An 18,613-nucleotide genomic window follows, 5' to 3' on the forward strand; every position below is an offset into this window, starting at 1 on the left:
GAGAATACCGGATTCGAACCGGTGGCCTCTTGCCTGCCAGGCAAGCGCTCTAGCCAACTGAGCTAATCCCCCGCAGAGGGCAAAGGAAAGACTTTTTATGAAAGTTTCAAAATTGGAAAGCGTATCTCTACTCTTTTTTTACGCTCAAAACCAATACGGGAATGGGCACAAAAAATTCAGACTTGGGTACTGTGTTCTTTTCCCATAATTTTTTAAAGAATCCCCGCTTTCTACGGAACACACATAACATATCCGGTTCTTCTTTCTGGAAGTACTCCAATACCCCTAAATAGGTGCTGGCCTGCTCCGTTATGTTTACCTTTTGGCTTAGGTCCAAAAGGGCAGTATTTATTTGAAGGTCGTCTTCCGAATACCCTGGTCTTTTTACTAGAAGTAGCGAAATGTTGGACCTGAATTTATCCTTGATGGCAACCAATGGATTTAAAACCCTACTTCTTTTCAGGATTCCAGAACCAAAGGCGGTCATAATGGTTCCAACGGGTTTGAAAACTGTTCCCTTGGGCACCAACAAAGTTGGAATATTGGTCTGCTTCACAATTCTTCCCGAAGTGTTTCCCAAATAAAGCTCCTCTTTAATATCATTGCTCCTAGGCGCCATAATAATCAAGTCGATTCCCAATTCTTTATGGATACTCTTCAATCCATCAACAATATCCCCATTATAGGTCGCAATTTTAATTTCAACCGAGTTCGTATTTACGGAATCTATAATTTCTTTTAATCGCTCTTTACTGCTTTGTGCCACCTTTTGCTCAACATTAGCCAGGCTGCCGGCCGCCGACATCACAGTAAAAACATCCATAACAAATACCTTTGCCCCAAAATTGGAGGCAAAATCAATTGCATATTGAAGCGTATCCGATGAGTTGGGCGATGTGCCAATGGGTACCAGTATATTGTTCATAGGTTGGTGGTTATGATTATAGCTTAAATTTACGATTTAATTGAAACGAATCCATGATAAGACAAGGAAAGATAATAGATATTGAACATATCCTCAGTATTGCCAGGGCCTGTGCATTAAAAATGGAAAGTATGGGCATATTCCAATGGAACGAGCATTACCCTTCCGAACAGGCCTTCCTAAATGATATTGACCGCAATGAGCTGTTTGTTGCCTTAAAAAATGATAAAGTAATTGGGGCGATCGTGGTTTCCACTAAGATGGATGAAGAATATGTTCCTGTCAAATGGTTGGTCCCCAACGGTAACAGCACCTATATTCACAGGCTTTGTGTAGCCCCTGAGCTCCAAGGGCAAGGATATGCCCAAAGACTCATGGAATTTGCGGAAGCCCATTCCCGAAAAAATGGTTTCACCTCCGTTAGATTGGATACCTTCTCCCAAAACCAACGGAATCAAAGGTTTTATGAACAAAGAGGATATGAAAAACTTGAAGATATTTTCTATCCCAAACAAAGTAGCCATCCTTTTCATTGTTACGAACTAGTGCTGTAACTTGCACTGACTTTGGCTACAATAATCAATTTAAAATCCATAAACCAACTAGCAATTCCCGCTACCATTTCGGGTATTGCAGAACCTATTCTATCCATCACGGATACGGCCATTGTGGGCAATATACCTGTGGATGGACTCGAATCTTTGGCCGCGGCAGGTATTGTTGGTTCTTTTTTGTCCATGCTGATATGGGTTTTAGGCCAGACCCGAAGCTCCATTTCCGCCATAATTTCCCAATACTTGGGAGCAGGAAGGTTGGACGAGGTTAAAAACCTTCCCGCCCAGGCCATATTCTTCAACATCCTACTGAGTATCGTGGTCTTGGTTTCCACCATTTTTATTATCGAAGAGATTTTTTCCTTGTTTGAGGCCTCGGGAAAAATCCTAGAATACTGTGTCTCGTATTATTCAATACGGGTCTGGGGCTTTCCATTGACACTGTTCACCTTTGCCATCTTCGGAATTTTCAGGGGACTTCAAAACACCTTTTATCCCATGATAATTGCCATTATTGGGGCGGCCTTGAACATCTTGCTTGATTTTGCTTTTGTCTATGGCATAGACGGATTAATCCCGGCCATGTATTTGGATGGCGCTGCCTGGGCCAGTCTAATTTCCCAAGCCGTGATGGCCTTGTTGGTTTTCATCCTCCTCCTTAAAAAGACGGACATCAGTCTAAAATTGGTATTCCCCTTAAACAAGGAATTGAAACGGTTGATTTTCATGAGTCTAAACCTATTTGTCCGGGCCATTGCCCTAAATGTTGCTTTAATGGTGGCCGTGCGGGAGGCAACCGCGTTGGGGGACCGCTATATTGGGGCGCACACCATTGCTATAAATCTCTGGTTGTTTGCGGCCTTTTTTATTGATGGCTACGGTGCTGCTGGCAACAGTATGGGTGGGAAACTACTGGGAGCAAAAGATTATTCAGGACTCTGGAAGCTGGCAAAAAAAATTATCAAATATGGGATGGTAGTCAGCTTGGTACTCATGTTGCTTGGCTTCGTATTCTATAATTCCATTGGGCAAATCTTTTCCAACGATGCTATCGTTCTGCAAACATTTTCAAGCATCTTCTTCATTGTGATCCTAGGGTTGCCCATGAACACGCTGGCATTTGTTTTTGATGGACTTTTTAAGGGCTTGGGTGAAATGAAATACCTAAGAAACGTCCTGCTTTCTGCCACCTTCTTGGGCTTTATCCCAACACTCTATTTTGGGAAATTTTTAGGCTGGGAGTTTTATGCCATCTGGATTGCCTTTGTGGTCTGGATGTTCATCCGTGGTCTGGCCCTGGTTTGGAAATTCCGCAGAAAGTTCAAGCCGTTGGTACAAAACGAGTAAATTAGTGTTGATTAGTTGAAAGTAGGAAGGTCCAAAGTCCTTGAATCAGACAACTGTCAACCGTGAACCCAAAATCAGCAATGACAACAACAAGAGCAAACGGAAGTTTATATACCAACATAAAAGATAATGTTGCCTGGGTCGAATTTGGCCATCCGGCAAGCAATTCATTTGTATCCGAACTTTTGGCCCGGTTAGCTAAGGAATTTGATACGTTATCCCTGAATAAGGAGGTTGCCCTTATCGTGCTCAAATCGGAAGGAGACCGTGCATTTTGCGCTGGCGCTTCTTTTGACGAATTGGTAGCGATATCCAATTTGGAAGAGGGCAAGGCATTTTTTAGTGGATTTGCCAACGTGATCAACGCTATGCGTAAATGCACTAAACCCATTTTTGGAAGGGTTCAGGGGAAAGCTGTTGGCGGAGGCGTTGGTTTGGCCGCTGCCTGTGACTATGTTTATGCATCGGAAGCCGCTTCCATTAAACTTTCGGAGATTTCCATAGGAATTGCTCCCCTGGTCATCGCTCCAGTTGTAGAACGTAAAATGGGAAAATCCGGGCTATCAGAACTCGCATTGGCCCCCACCGAATGGAAAAATGCATATTGGGCCAAGGAAAAAGGATTGTATTCCAAGGTTTTTGATTCCATTACCCAATTGGATAAAGAACTGGAGTTTCATGTGCAAAAATTGGCTGCCTCTAATCCCGAGGCCTTGGCAAAAATGAAGCAGGTACTTTGGGAAGGAACCGAACATTGGGACAAACTGCTTCTGGAACGGGCGGAGGCTTCCGGTGAATTGGCTTTATCCCCAAACACTAAACAAGCATTGGAAAAGTTTAAAAAATAGAACATGGATATCCTATCATATTTAAATAGCGACTTGGTTTTTCCCATTGTTGCGCTATTGGTAATCGTAGTATATATCGTAACAAGGGTACGCAATAGAAGAAAGTTCAAAAGATAGCCGACATGGCAGCCAAAAAATACACTATGTGGTTATGGTTATATGCTTCCTTTCTCTTTATAGGCCTTGCGCTGGCCTATGTTGCCGTGCAGCAATACCAGAAAACGCAAAAACTGCTCTTGGAAGGTATACGGACAACGGCAGTGGTGACCCAGCTTCTTACCAACTACGATAGCGATGGGGATACCTATACTCCCATTTTTGAGTTCAAGGATCGCTCCAACAAGGTACAAACCTATAAAAGTCCAATCAGCTCCAGTCCGCCCGCATACCGGGTGGGGGACAAGGTTAAAATCATCTATGACCGTAAGGATAGTTCTGTCGTAAAAACGGTGACATTCTGGGGGCTATACCGTGTAAGTGTAATCTTGTTGATGGTTGCCTCTCCCCTTTTGGTGCTTGGCGGCAGCTACCTGCTTTATACGTATCAATAAATTTCCGTCCACTTATTGGTTATCTTTAAACCCAAATGAAGAACCTAACATTACAAAAAGGAAAGAAGGTCTATTTTGCCAGTGACAACCACTTGGGCGCCCCTACTTCAAAAGCTAGTCTGCCCAGGGAGAAGAAGTTTGTTGCCTGGTTGGATTCCATCAAACAAGACGCGGGTGCAATCTTTTTAATGGGTGACCTCTTCGATTTTTGGTTTGAATACAAGACCGTCGTTCCCAAGGGATTCACCCGAACCCTGGGAAAATTGGCAGAACTTTCAGACATGGGAATCCAAATCACCTATTTTGTGGGCAACCACGATCTATGGATGAACGGATACTTTGAAGAGGAACTGAACATTCCGGTGTACCACAAACCCCAACAGTTATTAATCAACGATACTTCATTTTTTATTGGTCATGGTGATGGCCTCGGACCGGACGACAAAGGCTTCAAACGAATGAAAAAAGTGTTTACCAACCCTATTGCCAAATGGTTCTTTAAATGGTTACACCCCGACCTTGGGGTTCGATTGGGCCAACATCTATCGGTAAACAATAAAATAATCTCAGGGGATGCCGATGCCAAGTTTCTAGGGGAAGACAAAGAATGGTTGGTGCTTTATGCCAAGCGCAAATTGGAGACGGAGCACTATGATCATTTTATTTTTGGACACCGCCATCTCCCAATGGAAATCCAACTGAATGAAAAGTCCGTTTACACCAACCTTGGGGATTGGATTTCCTATTTCACCTATGCCGTTTTTGATGGCGAGAAGCTAAGGCTGGAAAAGTTGGAGGAATAATCATTCCTTTCCGTGCTCCTCAACATCCCTGGACAAGTCCAACTTTCTAAAACTCGGTGATGCAATGGCGGTGGTACCCGCAGTTAGTATGGTCATGCAACCGCCAAAAACAACTGCAGTCACTGTGCCCAATACCTTAGCTGCCAATCCACTTTCAAAAGCTCCCAACTCGTTAGATGATCCCACAAAGATGGAGTTGACGGAAGCTACCCGGCCTCTCATATTGTCCGGTGTTTTCAATTGCAAAATGGTTTGTCTTATGATCATGGAAACCCCGTCAACGGCTCCACTTAAAAACAAAGCTGCGACGGACAACCAAAAGGAAGTGGACACCCCAAAAACGATAATACAAATACCAAAGGCAAATACGGCCCATAGCAATTTACTCCCAGCGTTTTTGTGCAATGGAAACCTTGTGGAGCCCAACATGGTTATAGAGGCTCCAACCGCAGGGGCCGCACGTAGAATTCCAAAGCCTTCCGAACCTACCTGCAAAATATCCTGGGCGTAAATTGGCAATAAGGCCACGGCTCCACCAAAGAGGACGGCTACCATATCCAAAGTCAAGGCCCCAAAAATAGCTTTGCTATTGTACACGAACCTTAGCCCATCCTTTAAACTTTGAAGTACAGGCTCCCCAATTTTGGGATTTAAAATCGGCTTTCTACCAATCTTGAGCAAAAACGCCAAAGCCATCATGGAAAACCCAAAAATTACGCACATGGACCAATGCACCCCAATCCAGCCAATACTGAACCCTGCAAGGGCTGGACCCATTACAGAGGCTAATTGCCAAGTAGAACTGCTCCAGGTTGCAGCGTTTGGATATATTTTCTTGGGAACAATCAATGCTATCAAAGAAAAAACCGTGGGTCCAATAAAGGCCCGTACCAATCCTCCTAGAAAAACAAGGGCGTAAATACTGTACAAGATTGTATTTGGGGAAAGCGTGGTTTCCAAGGTAGGGTCACTGATCACAAATAATCCCAAACTGACCACCGAAAATCCGATGATACATTTGATCAAGAGGTTCCTCTTTTCGGATTGGTCCACATAATGCCCCGCAAAGAGTGCCATGCAAACAGCCGGAATTATCTCCATTAAACCTATGATTCCCAAGGACAATGGGTCCTTGGTCAACGAGTACACTTGCCACTCGATTACTATGAACTGCATGGACCATGCAAATACCATAGCGAACCGCACCACCAAAAAAATGTTGAATTCTTTAAATCGGAGCGCCGCATATGGGTCCATAAATGGCTTTTAAAAGTTCAAAGGTACCGTTATGATAGAATCTTTTTATAGATTCATACCATTAAATAAAAATCGCCCATGAAAACACTGATTATTCCTTTTTTCACTATTGTTTGCGCTGGCTTTTTGTTTTTGAGTTGTGACTCCAAAAAAAATCCTGATGCATCCAACGAGGAATGGATCTCTCTTTTTAATGGTAAAGATTTGAAGGGATGGACTCCAAAAGTAAAAGGATTTGCCTTGGGAGAAAATCACAATAACACCTTTAGGGTAAGGGATAGCATCCTTATGGTCACCTATCAGGAATATGATTCTTTTGACAGCAAATTTGCCCATCTATTCTATAAAAAGAAGTTTTCCTATTACAAGCTAAAAGCCAAATATAGAATGGTCGGGGAACAAGTGGAGGGCGGACCTGGTTGGGCCTTTGCCAACAACGGATTCATGTTGCACTGCCAAGATCCGAAAACCATGACTTTGGATCAATCTTTTCCAATGTCTTTTGAGTTTCAGCTTTTGGCGGGAAAAGATGAAGGTGAGCGCCCCACTGGAAATCTATGTACACCAGGTTGTCATGTGCACATGGAAGGAAAACTTGTGGAAAATCACTGTATCCCAAAAACCAAGGGAGCTACATTTCCCAGGGAAAAATGGGTCAATATCGAAGCTTTAGTGTTAGGAGATTCAATTGTTCATCATATTGTTGAAGGTGATACTGTAATCACATACACAAACCCAATAATTGGAGGCCATTTAGATGGTTTAAACAAAGAACTTTTTAAAGACGGCACACCAATTACCGAAGGCTATATTGCCATTCAAGGAGAAAGTCATGATACCGAATTCAAATCCATCGAGGTTTTGGATTTATGTGGGTGCAAGGATGAAAAGGCCAAAAATTATAAATCGTACTATATAAAGAACGACCCAAAAGCTTGCATCTACGAATAGCCTTTCTTCAGCTACAAGAGAACCGTTATTTTATATCCCTAAGCTTCAATTGCAAGTTGATTTGTCCGTTCCATTCATTTTCATCCAAGGAAAAAACGGCATCAAAAGTGTTTTGGGCTTTGATCTTATCCCATTTGGGGCCCAGATTGAAACCAATGGCACCAATAGGTTTTACTCCCCTTTGTGCAATGGAGAGTTTAAGGTGTTTTTCTCCTTCGCCCACCCCTCGGCCATAACCCGTATCCTTCAGCTTTTCGGACATAAAAATCGGTGTCATATTTCCCGGCCCAAACGGGGCAAATTGTTTAAGAATACGCATCAATTTTGGGTTGATTTGTTCTAGTTTCATTGGGGCATCAATGGAGATTTCCGGAGTTAACAGGCTTGGATTTATTGAGCTTGCCACCACCTGTTCAAATTGCTCCTTAAATGCTTCGTACTGATCCTCGAGCAAAGTGAGACCAGCCGCATATTTGTGGCCCCCAAACTGCTCCAAATGGTCTGAGCATGCTTCGAGGGCATTGTACACATCAAATCCTTTAACGGAACGGGCCGAAGCTGCCAATTTATCCCCACTTTTGGTAAATACCAGGGTAGGTCTATAGTAGGTCTCTGTTAGGCGGGAGGCAACAATCCCAATCACGCCCTTATGCCAATTCTCTTTGTACACCACAGAGGTAAACCTATCTTCCTCTCCCTTCTCCTGAATTTGGGCCAAGGCTTCTTCCGTAATCAGTTTATCCATACTCTTTCGGTCCGCATTGTACTGCTCAATTTCTTGGGCAAACGCCTGCGCGGTACCCAAATCGGATTCCATTAAAAGGTTTACGGCATGTTGTCCGTGTTTCATCCTTCCGGCAGCATTGATCCTAGGGGCTATAATAAAAACGACATCCGTAATCGTGAGATTTTTCTTTTTGACATGTTCAATAATGGCCTTAAAACCAATTCTAGGATTTTGATTGATCACTTGGAGCCCATAGTAAGCCAACACCCTGTTTTCTCCTGTTATGGGAACAATGTCCGCCCCGATGGCCGTGGCAACCAAATCCAAATAAGGAACCAAGGTTTCAATGCCCAACCCTTGTTTTGATGCCAAAGCCTGAATGAGCTTAAATCCCACTCCACAACCGCAAAGTTCCTTATAAGGGTATTCGCAATCCTCTCGTTTTGGATCCAAAATTGCAACAGCTTCGGGAAGCACTTCTCCCGGACGGTGATGATCACAAATAATAAAGTCGATGCCTTTACCTGTTGCATATACAACCTGGTCAACTGCCTTCACGCCACAATCCAAAGCAATGATTAAAGAAAACTCGTTGTCCGAGGCAAAATCTATCCCTTCAATTGACACTCCATAGCCTTCAGAATATCTATCAGGAATATAGGTGGCAACATTGGTATAAGATTCCAATAGATAGGAAGCCACAAGGGCCACCGATGTCGTGCCGTCCACATCGTAATCACCATAGACAAGGATGTTCTCATTATTGTCCATTGCGGTTTCAATGCGTTCCACAGCTTTTTCCATATCCTTCATAAGAAAAGGGTTATGTATATGGGATAACTCCGGACGGAAAAATGCCTTGGCCTCGTTGTAGGTGGTAATGCCTCTTTGTGCCAGAAGGTGTGCCACCAATGGTTCTACCTTTAGGTCATTGGAAAGGCGTTCGATGGTTTCGGGATCAGGTGTAGGTTTTAGGGTCCAGCGCATATTTGGGTAAGTTCAAGTTCAAAAATTAAGTTCAAGCTCAAGGTGTCTTATTACGAATAAGGGTGGAGGTAATTTTTATCAACTGTTCGATTTCATCCAAGAGAGAACTCTTAACAGACATCGAACCATAATTTATTCTTTTCAAGATTTTTAGGTTAACCCTGGACTCTTTTAGCTCTTTCAAAATCAACGATGCCTTATAGCAATAATCCCTATTTGTGTAAGTTCCTTGAGCTTCCCCAAAATTCAATGCAGCACTTCCTCCCGAACGAAGTAATTGATTGCCATAATACTGGCCAGTAAAATCCGAAGGTAAATCTTTGCAAAAAAGGGCAATGTTCGCTGCTAGGCTAACAAATCTTTCCTCTAAATCAAATTTTCCGTGAACCATAATTCCATAGATTCAATTTTGAGGTTGACTTTATGAAATTAAATGTAAAACAATTTTTTGAACTTGAACTTGAGGTTTGAACTTGATCTTATTTATGGTGATACACCGGCTTAATCTCCAACTTTGCAAATTGCCTGAACATCTCCATAACGCCACAATACTTCTCAATGGACAGATCAATGGCCCTTTGCAATTTTTTCTCGTTCAAATTGCCTCCATGAAAATGATATTCAATGACCACTTTGTCATAGTACTTGGGATGCTCATCTGTTAGATTGGCAATGGTCTCAATTTGAAAATCATCCACCTCCAATTTCATTTTTTTGATTAAGGAGGCTACATCCAATCCGGAGCAACCAGCTAAAGAGGATAACATCAGCGCTTTGGGTCTAAAACCCTCTCCTTGTCCGCCATCATCCGGCCCTGCATCAATTTTAAAAGTATGGCCTGATGGATTGTTACTTTCGAAGGCCATTTCGCCCAACCATTTGGTAGTGATATGATTTGTCATGAAGTCATTTTTTTGTTTCTTGTAGCCTTCAAAAATACGATTAAAAACCGCACTTATGGCATTAGTAACCCCCCTTGACCCGAACCACGACGCAGAAACCAAAAAGCTTGCAGAATTCTTTAATGAAACCTTGGGTTTTTGCCCCAATTCGGTATTGACCATGCAGCACAGACCGGCTATTTCTAAGGCCTTTATCAACTTGAATAAAGCGGTTATGGCCAATGAGGGTAGGGTGACTTCGGCATTGAAACGGATGATTGCCTGGGTAAGCAGCAACGCCACAGGGTGTAGATACTGCCAAGCCCATGCCATTAGAGCTGCGGAACGTTATGGTGCTGAACAAGAACAGTTGGACAATATTTGGGAATACCGCTCCCATCCCGCTTTTTCGGATGCAGAACGGGCCGCTTTGGACTTTTCCTTGGCAGCTTCGCAAGTGCCCAATACCGTGAATGCTGATATCAAAGAACGTTTGTACGAGCATTGGAATGAAGGGGAAATTGTGGAAATGTTGGGAGTCATCTCGCTCTTCGGATACCTCAACCGTTGGAACGATTCCATGGGTACTTCCATAGAGGACGGCGCCGTGGAAAGTGCGGAACAATATTTAGGAGGAATTGGATGGGAAAAAGGGAAGCACGACGGGTCGCGATACTAGACGTTAGACTTGAGATACTAGACGTTAGATTTTAGATACCAGACCGCTTCGCTTTTTGATATTACAGCTCCTGTCTAGTTTAATGAAATTCGTCAGTTTGAGTGTCCCGAACGGATGCTGAACGTACGCGTATCGCTGAAGCTTTAGCGTAAGCATAGTCGAAGCATGTTCCGGGATGTATCGAAAACAAGAATTTCAATTCAACCACAGTTCTCGATAACTGCCGATCCGATGGGCGGGCATTTTTTTGACTTCGACTTCGCTCAGCCAACAAAAATCACTCGAACTGACGTTTTGGGTTAGAATGCAATGCTGGTACTGGAATCTGACCTCAGATTTCTAAAAGCGCTATTTCTTGATTTGCATCAACATTTATTGGCCCAACTTGCCTGAACTTTGTTGATATCAAAAAACGAACAGTTATGGCAAGCTTGCTAATCACTTCCGAAAACCAGATTCAGCGTTTAAACCATATGGTCAGCAAGGTAAAAGAGCTCCAAGCATTGGATGTTGCCGAATTGACCTCTCCGCCCCATTCAAAATCATGGAATGTGGTTGAGGTCATTGAACATTTGAACATCGCATATGGCATTTATATGCCCAAACTGGATGAAGTTTTTTCCAAAATACCCGCCTTGGATGCTGCCCCAAACGAATTTAAGGCCAGAACATGGCAGAAAATTGTGATTGCGGGGCAACGACCCAAAAATGGAAAGCGAAAATGGAAAATGAAGACCTTAAAGCGTTTTGAACCTTTGTTGGACAACCCATTGGCCCAAGAAAAAATAGATGCTGTTTTTGAAACCTTTTTTACGCGTCACGCGCATTTAAAAGAGGCCATTCTTAAAAGTAGAAACAAGGATGTGACCCAAGTAAAGATGAACTCGGCCATTGGCCCTATTGTGAATTTTTATTTGCCTGAGTGCTTTGAGTTTTTACTCTGCCATTTGGAACGGCATATGGTACAGATTGAGGAGATTTTGGGGTGATCCCCTAAAAAAGTTAGTGCATTTTTTAGTTACACTTATCGGCTCAAATATGCGTAGTGCGGGATTTCAAGGCACTTCACTGTCAAACCGCTATGTTGTTTATTAAAAGTATTAACGTTCAAATTTACTAAATCGCCCCGCATTACGTATATTTATTGTTGGCAGCTGCCTTTATTCCTCTAATTTGTTTTTTGTTCCACTAATAATTTTCTTAAATCCGTTTAATTTATCAGGTGACAATAAAACAAACATAACACATTCTGGCTGGGTCAGTATCACGACTTTTAAATCACTTTTCTGTCTTTGTATTACATCATTCAAGATGTCTTTGAAAGAGTTCAAATAGGCATACATTACTTTTCCTAATAAATCACGACTTACCGCACCTGAATAAATAATATATTCTTTCTCATTAACTGTAATTCTGTGATGAATTCGTTCTGTTGTGTTTTCATCAAAAATCTCATCTTTCCATTCAAGCTTTAGTCCATTTTTTTGGAAAACAACACTTGCTGACTTTAAGTAATCTTGAAATTCTCCTTGAAAAAGACTGCTACCCCATACCTCAAATGCTCTAAAATCTGAAGTTGACGAACCATTATTGTTCTCTTCCAAGTCATTAACACTTGATATATAATAATCATTTGGTATTATTAACCATTCTTTTCCGATATAAGGATTGTCATCATTATCGAATTCGAGGTCAATTTTTTTCTTAATCAGCTCTTTTTTTATAGTATCTGTAATCAAATCAAAATATCCAATCTTGTCAAGCTTTCCTGAAATTGTAGTTTCTTGTGAGAATAGATTTGAAAGAATACTCATTAGTCCAATTATTAATATGCTTATTTATATTTATGCGGTCTATCTAGGTTGCTGCCAACGTTTAAGATTTTGCTCGTTTTAATGAGCTATATCGACCTATAAGTGAAGTTCGGGAATTTTTTGGTGAATTTCCAATACAAATTGATGGACGCTCTTTTTGAATTGATCAATATCTCCATTGCACTGCATCCACCATTCTATTTTAAGTCCTATCTTTAAACTGCGAAACACATCTTTATTCTAACGCCTGCAACCTCTCGTGTCGTAACAGATAAAATAGGATAGGCAAATGGGTGCAAGTCCCTAGACCAATCAAGGCGTAGCTTTGATGTGTTTCGCGGTGACCTATCCTCATTTATTCACTTTTTTATCACTTTCTTATGCGAAACACAGAAGGTTACAAATCTTGCCCGCATTGTAATGCGCCCATGACAACGGATGATGCACAACACGCATCAAAACTTACCCCCGCACAAGCAAAACTATTACAGTATGTAGACGCCCTGGATGGGCCCAACAGGGTTAAAGCCCTAAAATGGGTTCACGATGTGGTGGTCTACGACTCCAACGAACCCTTGTACTGCAAAGAAAAAGAGGCGCTGTACCAAGTAAAGGTGCTTTGGCAACTAATCGAAGAGACATTGAACAATGAGCAATGAGCAACGTTCAATGAAAAATGAGTGAAGGGAAGGGGGCTTTCAACCCAAGGTTGGGAGGCGGAAGGGATAGTTTTACCCTTTCCGTCCACTAAAGTGGACACCTTTCCCTAATAGATTTCATTGTTTCATGTATTCCACGGTGGACTTATCCTGTTCAAGGAGCAAATAACTGCTATTGTCGGTGCGAAATACAATTTTTCCCGAAAATTCAGGCGTAGTGGTGAGGAGATCAAAATGCATCTCGCCATCAATCTCTTGGCCTGCAGACACATTGATGTCTGTGGTCAATCCATTTTCGTTGAATCGCACAATGTTCTTGCCATCTATTTTTAAAAGGATCAATACCCCAATGGCTTCCTCACTCTTTGTGCCCCCATCCGAAAGTGTGGCCACTTTATAATTAAAAGGATGCACTCCAGACCAATTGGCAACATCAATGGTACTATCGGAGTTAACGTACAAAGGGGCGGTTCTAGGTTTTTCAGCATTTGGATCCGGAGGAGAAAGGGCATATTCCGTGGCTTTTTGCGGAGAAACCAAAACCAGGGTATTATCATTCAAATCACGAATGGTAAGATCCACAACTTTTTCATTCCCTTGCAAATTTGGAGTAACCTTAAGTGCTTCAGATTCTTTAAGATATTCCCAATTCGCACTTATATCAAAACCACTATCGCTGATATTCATTGTTCCATCCGCGTTAATCGTTAATATTTCTTTGTTTTTGGTGGGAAACATCTCGCCTCCTTCCGGCTCTCCAACTTTTACCGCATACCATGTTTTAAGAAGTTTGGCTGGAGCATTCCCATCTTGAGCAAACGCTTGGAAATTGATACATAAAACAAAACTGAAAGCAAGGAGTAATCTTGACTGTAATTTCATAAGGCTATTTTTTGGTTATCGAGTTTTCAGTGGTTGGCAATTGGCTCAACCACTGACATTTAAGTTATAGGTTTGGGGTTGAAAAAGCCAACACTAACTTATGGATGGATCCATTGGGTTTATAAATGGTCAATCCTGACTAGTTTCAAAGAGGAAGGACAAGAAATATTTTGGATTATTTTTAACGTAAATTTCTTCTTGTATGGATGATGAAACTTTTCTTCGCCTAAAGGCATTTTTCCCACAGGTCACGCTGACCGAGCAAGAAGAAAATCAGTTTAAATCCCTCTGGTCGGAAAAGACGTTTAACCAATACGACCTCATCACCGAAGCTGGTAATATTGAGCGCTATTTCTATTTTGTTTTGGAAGGGGTACAAGCCATCTACATTTTGAACGAAAAAGGAGAAAAGGTGGTTTTGGGCTTTTCATATTCGGGAAGTCCGTCGGGAGCGTTTGATTCGTTTATCAAAAAACAAGCATCGGATACGTTTCTGGAAGCCTTGAAACCTTCAAAAATGTTGGCCATTTCCTATGAAGATTACCAATGCTTGTTTGAAAAACATCAGGAGTTTTACATTTGGGGACATCAGTTTTTTCAAAATATTCTGTTTGGGCGATTGCATCGGGAAGTGGAACTTTTGACACTTTCGGCGGAGCAGCGTTATAAAACCTTTATGCAACGCTGTCCGGATGAGTTGAAGGTGATTCCACAAAAATATTTGGCCTCCTACCTCAACATGAAACCGGAGACTTTTAGTCGGTTGCGGTCGTGTACTTCCTATTGAACTTCTCGATACTTCCCGAACTTGCTTCGGGAAACTCGAAGTGACGACCTAAAGAAAGCTTCCGTCAGTTTGAGTGTCACGAACGGATGCTGAGCGAAGTCGAAGCATGTTCCGGGATGTATCGAAAACAAGGAAGTTGTTGACTCAAATGACTTCTCGATACTAAATTCTTGTTACTTCGGCTTCGCTCAGTAGCCAAGAATTTAACTCGAAGTGACGACCTATGAATTTAGCTGCTTTGCTATCTGTTCCTGAAATTTTGGGATAACCTCCGATTCAAACCAAGGGTTCTTGCTCAACCAAAATCGGTTTCTGGGAGATGGATGTGGCAATACAAAATATTCAGGTGCGTAGTTGTTATAATTTCTAACGGTTTCGGTCAAATTTTTTTCCATCCGGTTACCCAAATAATACCGTTGGGAGTGTTGCCCGATTAAAATGGTCAACTTTAAGTTGGGCATCTTATCCAAAAGCTGTTGGTGCCATTGAGGAGCACATTCGAGTCGTGGGGGTAAGTCCCCTGATTTTCCCTTTCCGGGATAACAGAAGCCCATGGGCATTTGGGCTATTTGGGTTGCATCATAAAAAGTTTCATCGGTAACACCCATCCATTTTCGAAGTTGTTTGCCACTTGGATCATCCCAGGGAATTCCCGTTGCATGCACTTTGGTACCCGGGGCATGGCCAATAATCAATATTTTGGCATTGGGGTGCGCAGCAACAATGGGCCTCGGCCCCAAAGGGAGGTGGGATTTACAGATTTCGCAGTTTCTAATGTCCTGTAGCAATGCTTTCATAAGTCTCCAAAATTTACCAAAAAAGAGAAACACCCCAACAATTTTGTCAGGGTATTTCCCATCAACACATCATGAAAAACTAGTTGTACGTACTCTTTAGTTTGTTCCAGTTTGCATTGGCCTTATTTACCAATTTGCCATGGTTGTTTTCGGCAAGCCACAATTGTTGGGCATCCAACTCAATATTGTAGAGGTACAAAAAGTACTTCCCATCCTTTACAATAAACTTGTTGGGGTCTGGTCTAAACTTGGCACCTGCATATACTCCAAAGGCGCAGTACCCTCCGTATTGTGGCAAATATTTGCTTGGGTTGCTATCGAACTTCTTTTTCTGATCCGCCGTGGTGAAGTAATAAACCACCTTTTCGTGTTCCGACTTAAACTCTTTAAGTCCCTTTTGCGCGATCCCCAAATCCAAATAGGAGACCGGACTGTACCCTTGAAGGGCGATGTTGCTGTTGTCAATGTTGTTTGATTTTTTGTCTTGTGCAACGGCCGTGTTAACCGTAACCATTGCAAGCATTAGTAATGAGATGTTTTTTAGAATTTTCATTGTTTTTGTTTTTGAATTGTTTTGAATTAATTGCTCGCACTAAGCGAGACCACTAAAAAGACCACTGTTGCGTTGAACCAATAATAGGCAGCATCCAAGCCGGAAAAACCGAACATAAAGGGTGCCAGCATAAAGGTCACGGCCACCACAAGGTCTATCGCCAAATGCCCTTGAAAAGGGATAAGTCTATAGGCACTCAGTTTGTAATCGGTCAGCAAGCTGGCAGCAAATACGGCTACTCCAGTAAGTACTGAAAACCAGACTGCAATTTCCGAAGAGGCGCCCAAACCAATGATAAACGGAACTACCATCAATCCCAATCCGGCCGTATAATCGGCCACACCATGAAGCGTGGGCGTGATAAACCTGAGATTCATAATGGTGATTTAAGCGTTAAAGTATTCTTCCTCGATTACCTGGCCTTCGTCATTCCAAATTCTTCGAATGATCTCATGCCAGTAAATTGAGCTGTCGTCCTTCATCAAAAAGTCAAAAGTAAATTCTGATGCAGTAACGTTTCCGTCTACGATGGTCCTGTGGTGCGTTATGCCATTAACTTGGGCAATAGCATCCGCAAAACCCTTCATCTTCTCCACCATTTGTGCTTTGCCGGTGGTGGTCACCTGATTGTAGTCCGAAGTATTTGCATCATCCGCAAAGAACTTCTCCACAGCTTCAACAATTGCACCTTGTGCAACAATGCTGTCCATTTCGGCAGCTAAGGTTTTAATATCCATTTGCTATGTTTTAGTATTAAACAAAATTTTAAGTTGTAATTACATGGCAAATGTCTGGCGATAAACGTCCCTAGGAGCTACAAAAAAGGCGCATTTACTTGTACTTTTTGGTTTTTGAATTCGGATGGATTGAGTCCGGTGTGAAGTTTAAAGAAGGTGGAGAAGTGGTTGGGTTCCTCAAAGCCCAGTTGAAGTGAAACTTCCTTTATGGATTCTCCTTCGACCAGCAATTTTTTGGAACTGTTGATCAGTTCATTTCGAATTAATCTCCCCAAGGAATCGTTCATTTTGTCCCTTGTCTTTTTGGAAAGGGCCTTGACGGAAAGGTGCATCTTGTCCGCGTAAAACCCTAAAGACCTTTCTTCTTTGTGGTGAAGGTGCAAGAGGTGGGTAAGGTCTTCTATGAACGTATCTTTTCTGTAGTAATCAAACTGTTCCCTAAAGTCGGATGGGCTTTGACCGGTATTTTTTTTGAATACACGATTAAAGTAAGCAGGATCCTTGAACCCCATATCATAGGAGACCTCTTGAATGCTCTTTTCGGTGAAGGCAATGTCTTTTTTACTCTCGGTAAGTCTTTTGTTACCCAAGAGTGTTTTAATGGTGATACCCAGTTTATCCCGGACCAAAGATTGAGCATTGAAACCATTATCTTGAATTAGAGCCACCAAATCCTGATTGGTTAGATGGTTCTGAAATTCCTGATCCACGACCTCTTTAATGTCAAAAATAACCTGGTATTCATTCTGGCTGGCGTTAAACGGATTTTGCCAGTACCATTGCTTTAACGAAACATCTATGATTCCTTTGGTGTTTTCCGCAAAAACGGTATTGGAAAGATACTTTTGACATTCGGCACATTCATCAAAGTTGATATATCCCAAGGAGATGAGATGTTTAAAGAGCACCCTTACATCCTGGTTCGCAAAAATTTCTTGATTGGGGAATTCTATGGTTCTCACTACAAAATCCCCAGAAAGAAATTTTATGTATTGGCCTTTTTCCAGATAGATGGCTTTGTCCTGCCAGTTGGTATAGTTTTTAAAGTCAACCTGAATGCTACCGGAACCGGATAAAATATGGAATAGGGTATACTGGTTGGTAAAATATACCTTGTTTATTTCGGGAATTAGTTTTTGGACCATGTTGGCTAGTTGTCGCCCACTTTTGGTCGCAAAAAAACACTAACCCTTTCCTTATTTCTTTCCGCCCACAACCACAACCAGCTCACCTTTAGGGGGCTTGGCAGTGAAGTGCTCCAACACCTCTTCAAGACTTCCGCGGATAGTTTCTTCGTACATTTTGGTCAGCTCTCGAGAAACTGAAACAGGTCTTTCACTTCCGAAGTATTCAAGGAAGTGGGTCAATGTCTTTACCAGTTTATGGGGGGATTCGTAAAATACCATGGTCCTCGATTCTTCTGCCAAGAGTTTCAATCGGGTTTGCCTACCCTTTTTTACAGGGAGGAAGCCTTCAAAAACAAATCGGTCGTTGGGCAAACCGCTGTTCACCAAAGCGGGAACAAAGGCCGTAGCACCTGGCAAACATTCTACCTCAATTTCATTTTCAACACAGGCCCGTGTCAACAAAAATCCAGGATCGGAAATAGCTGGGGTACCCGCATCCGAAATCAACGCCATTTGGGTTTCACCCTTTAGTTTTGTAACCAAGGATTCTACCTGTTTATGCTCATTGTGCATATGATGACTCTGCAATGGGGTATTAATTTCATAATGCTTGAGTAACTTCCCGCTGGTTCGGGTGTCCTCAGCCAGAATCACATCTACCTCTTTCAACACCTTGATGGCCCTGAGGGTGATGTCATCCAAATTTCCAATAGGGGTAGGAACCAAAAATAATTTTCCCATAGGCCA

Annotated in this window: 23 protein-coding genes; 10 read left to right on the top strand and 13 right to left on the bottom strand. The window is 42.2% G+C overall.

What is annotated here, in order from left to right; genetic code table 11:
• Nucleotides 1-127 precede the first annotated feature (127 nt).
• The gene (locus tag M3P07_RS08420; protein WP_249969462.1) at nt 128-925 is read right to left on the bottom strand and encodes a universal stress protein; all 798 of its coding nucleotides are present in this window, start codon (nt 923-925) and stop codon (nt 128-130) included.
• 53 nt (nt 926-978) lie between these two features.
• On the opposite strand from M3P07_RS08420, the gene M3P07_RS08425 reads away from it, so the two are divergent.
• The 5 genes from M3P07_RS08425 to M3P07_RS08445 all read left to right on the top strand — a co-directional run bounded on the left by M3P07_RS08425 (nt 979) and on the right by M3P07_RS08445 (nt 5,028).
• Nucleotides 979-1,479, top strand: coding sequence for a GNAT family N-acetyltransferase (locus M3P07_RS08425; RefSeq protein ID WP_249969463.1), 501 nt, complete (start codon nt 979-981; stop codon nt 1,477-1,479).
• A gap of 12 nt (nt 1,480-1,491) precedes the next feature.
• Nucleotides 1,492-2,826: an MATE family efflux transporter gene (locus M3P07_RS08430; protein ID WP_249969464.1), complete on the top strand. Its 1,335-nt coding sequence runs from the start codon at nt 1,492-1,494 to the stop codon at nt 2,824-2,826.
• A gap of 80 nt (nt 2,827-2,906) precedes the next feature.
• Nucleotides 2,907-3,674 (top strand): enoyl-CoA hydratase/isomerase family protein, encoded by a 768-nt coding sequence (locus M3P07_RS08435; protein WP_249969465.1) that lies wholly within the window; start codon nt 2,907-2,909, stop codon nt 3,672-3,674.
• A gap of 122 nt (nt 3,675-3,796) precedes the next feature.
• Complete coding sequence (locus M3P07_RS08440; RefSeq protein WP_249969466.1) at nt 3,797-4,225, top strand: DUF3592 domain-containing protein; 429 nt, start codon at nt 3,797-3,799, stop codon at nt 4,223-4,225.
• A 35-nt stretch (nt 4,226-4,260) separates the two neighbouring features.
• Nucleotides 4,261-5,028, top strand: a complete 768-nt coding sequence (locus M3P07_RS08445; RefSeq protein ID WP_249969467.1) for a UDP-2,3-diacylglucosamine diphosphatase — start codon at nt 4,261-4,263, stop codon at nt 5,026-5,028.
• Here M3P07_RS08445 and M3P07_RS08450 read toward each other — a convergent pair whose 3' ends face one another.
• Complete coding sequence (locus M3P07_RS08450) at nt 5,029-6,285, bottom strand: MFS transporter (protein WP_249969468.1); 1,257 nt, start codon at nt 6,283-6,285, stop codon at nt 5,029-5,031.
• A 78-nt stretch (nt 6,286-6,363) separates the two neighbouring features.
• Between M3P07_RS08450 and M3P07_RS08455 the strand changes: the two genes are divergently transcribed.
• Nucleotides 6,364-7,236, top strand: coding sequence for a 3-keto-disaccharide hydrolase (locus M3P07_RS08455; RefSeq protein WP_249969469.1), 873 nt, complete (start codon nt 6,364-6,366; stop codon nt 7,234-7,236).
• A 25-nt stretch (nt 7,237-7,261) separates the two neighbouring features.
• Here M3P07_RS08455 and recJ read toward each other — a convergent pair whose 3' ends face one another.
• The 3 genes from recJ to M3P07_RS08470 form a co-directional block, all read right to left on the bottom strand.
• On the bottom strand, nt 7,262-8,950 hold the full coding sequence (gene recJ, locus M3P07_RS08460) for a single-stranded-DNA-specific exonuclease RecJ (RefSeq protein WP_249969470.1): 1,689 nt from the start codon (nt 8,948-8,950) through the stop codon (nt 7,262-7,264).
• Between the two features lie 37 nt (nt 8,951-8,987).
• On the bottom strand, nt 8,988-9,341 hold the full coding sequence (locus M3P07_RS08465) for a four helix bundle protein (RefSeq protein ID WP_249969471.1): 354 nt from the start codon (nt 9,339-9,341) through the stop codon (nt 8,988-8,990).
• Between the two features lie 88 nt (nt 9,342-9,429).
• The gene (locus M3P07_RS08470; protein WP_249969472.1) at nt 9,430-9,852 is read right to left on the bottom strand and encodes an OsmC family protein; all 423 of its coding nucleotides are present in this window, start codon (nt 9,850-9,852) and stop codon (nt 9,430-9,432) included.
• A 55-nt stretch (nt 9,853-9,907) separates the two neighbouring features.
• Here M3P07_RS08470 and M3P07_RS08475 point away from each other — a divergent pair, with 55 nt between their 5' ends.
• Nucleotides 9,908-10,510, top strand: a complete 603-nt coding sequence (locus M3P07_RS08475) for a carboxymuconolactone decarboxylase family protein (protein WP_249969473.1) — start codon at nt 9,908-9,910, stop codon at nt 10,508-10,510.
• A gap of 422 nt (nt 10,511-10,932) precedes the next feature.
• Nucleotides 10,933-11,499 (top strand): DinB family protein, encoded by a 567-nt coding sequence (locus M3P07_RS08480; protein WP_249969474.1) that lies wholly within the window; start codon nt 10,933-10,935, stop codon nt 11,497-11,499.
• 171 nt (nt 11,500-11,670) lie between these two features.
• On the opposite strand, the gene M3P07_RS08485 is transcribed toward M3P07_RS08480, so the two are convergent.
• Entirely contained in the window at nt 11,671-12,324 is a 654-nt protein-coding gene (locus tag M3P07_RS08485; protein WP_249969475.1) for a hypothetical protein, read from the bottom strand.
• Between the two features lie 380 nt (nt 12,325-12,704).
• Between M3P07_RS08485 and M3P07_RS08490 the strand changes: the two genes are divergently transcribed.
• Nucleotides 12,705-12,983, top strand: coding sequence for a hypothetical protein (locus tag M3P07_RS08490; protein WP_249969476.1), 279 nt, complete (start codon nt 12,705-12,707; stop codon nt 12,981-12,983).
• A 117-nt stretch (nt 12,984-13,100) separates the two neighbouring features.
• On the opposite strand, the gene M3P07_RS08495 is transcribed toward M3P07_RS08490, so the two are convergent.
• On the bottom strand, nt 13,101-13,865 hold the full coding sequence (locus tag M3P07_RS08495; RefSeq protein WP_249969477.1) for a hypothetical protein: 765 nt from the start codon (nt 13,863-13,865) through the stop codon (nt 13,101-13,103).
• Nucleotides 13,866-14,067: 202 nt separating this feature from the next.
• Between M3P07_RS08495 and M3P07_RS08500 the strand changes: the two genes are divergently transcribed.
• A complete protein-coding gene (locus M3P07_RS08500; RefSeq protein ID WP_249969478.1) occupies nt 14,068-14,652 on the top strand; it encodes a Crp/Fnr family transcriptional regulator in 585 nt (194 codons plus the stop codon).
• A gap of 221 nt (nt 14,653-14,873) precedes the next feature.
• On the opposite strand, the gene M3P07_RS08505 is transcribed toward M3P07_RS08500, so the two are convergent.
• The 6 genes from M3P07_RS08505 to rsmI form a co-directional block, all read right to left on the bottom strand.
• Nucleotides 14,874-15,449 carry a uracil-DNA glycosylase family protein gene (locus tag M3P07_RS08505; RefSeq protein WP_249969479.1) on the bottom strand — a complete coding sequence of 192 codons (576 nt, stop codon included), beginning with the start codon at nt 15,447-15,449 and terminating at the stop codon, nt 14,874-14,876.
• A 79-nt stretch (nt 15,450-15,528) separates the two neighbouring features.
• Nucleotides 15,529-16,002, bottom strand: coding sequence for a YHS domain-containing (seleno)protein (locus tag M3P07_RS08510; RefSeq protein WP_249969480.1), 474 nt, complete (start codon nt 16,000-16,002; stop codon nt 15,529-15,531).
• A gap of 26 nt (nt 16,003-16,028) precedes the next feature.
• Complete coding sequence (locus tag M3P07_RS08515) at nt 16,029-16,379, bottom strand: SPW repeat domain-containing protein (RefSeq protein WP_249969481.1); 351 nt, start codon at nt 16,377-16,379, stop codon at nt 16,029-16,031.
• 9 nt (nt 16,380-16,388) lie between these two features.
• Nucleotides 16,389-16,739, bottom strand: a complete 351-nt coding sequence (locus M3P07_RS08520; protein ID WP_249969482.1) for a hypothetical protein — start codon at nt 16,737-16,739, stop codon at nt 16,389-16,391.
• 77 nt (nt 16,740-16,816) lie between these two features.
• Complete coding sequence (locus M3P07_RS08525; RefSeq protein WP_249969483.1) at nt 16,817-17,884, bottom strand: helix-turn-helix domain-containing protein; 1,068 nt, start codon at nt 17,882-17,884, stop codon at nt 16,817-16,819.
• Nucleotides 17,885-17,935: 51 nt separating this feature from the next.
• Nucleotides 17,936-18,607 carry a 16S rRNA (cytidine(1402)-2'-O)-methyltransferase gene (rsmI, locus tag M3P07_RS08530; protein ID WP_249969484.1) on the bottom strand — a complete coding sequence of 224 codons (672 nt, stop codon included), beginning with the start codon at nt 18,605-18,607 and terminating at the stop codon, nt 17,936-17,938.
• Nucleotides 18,608-18,613 lie beyond the last annotated feature (6 nt).

The organism is Flagellimonas myxillae (assembly GCF_023502235.1).
Taxonomy (GTDB): Bacteria; Bacteroidota; Bacteroidia; order Flavobacteriales; family Flavobacteriaceae; genus Flagellimonas; species Flagellimonas myxillae.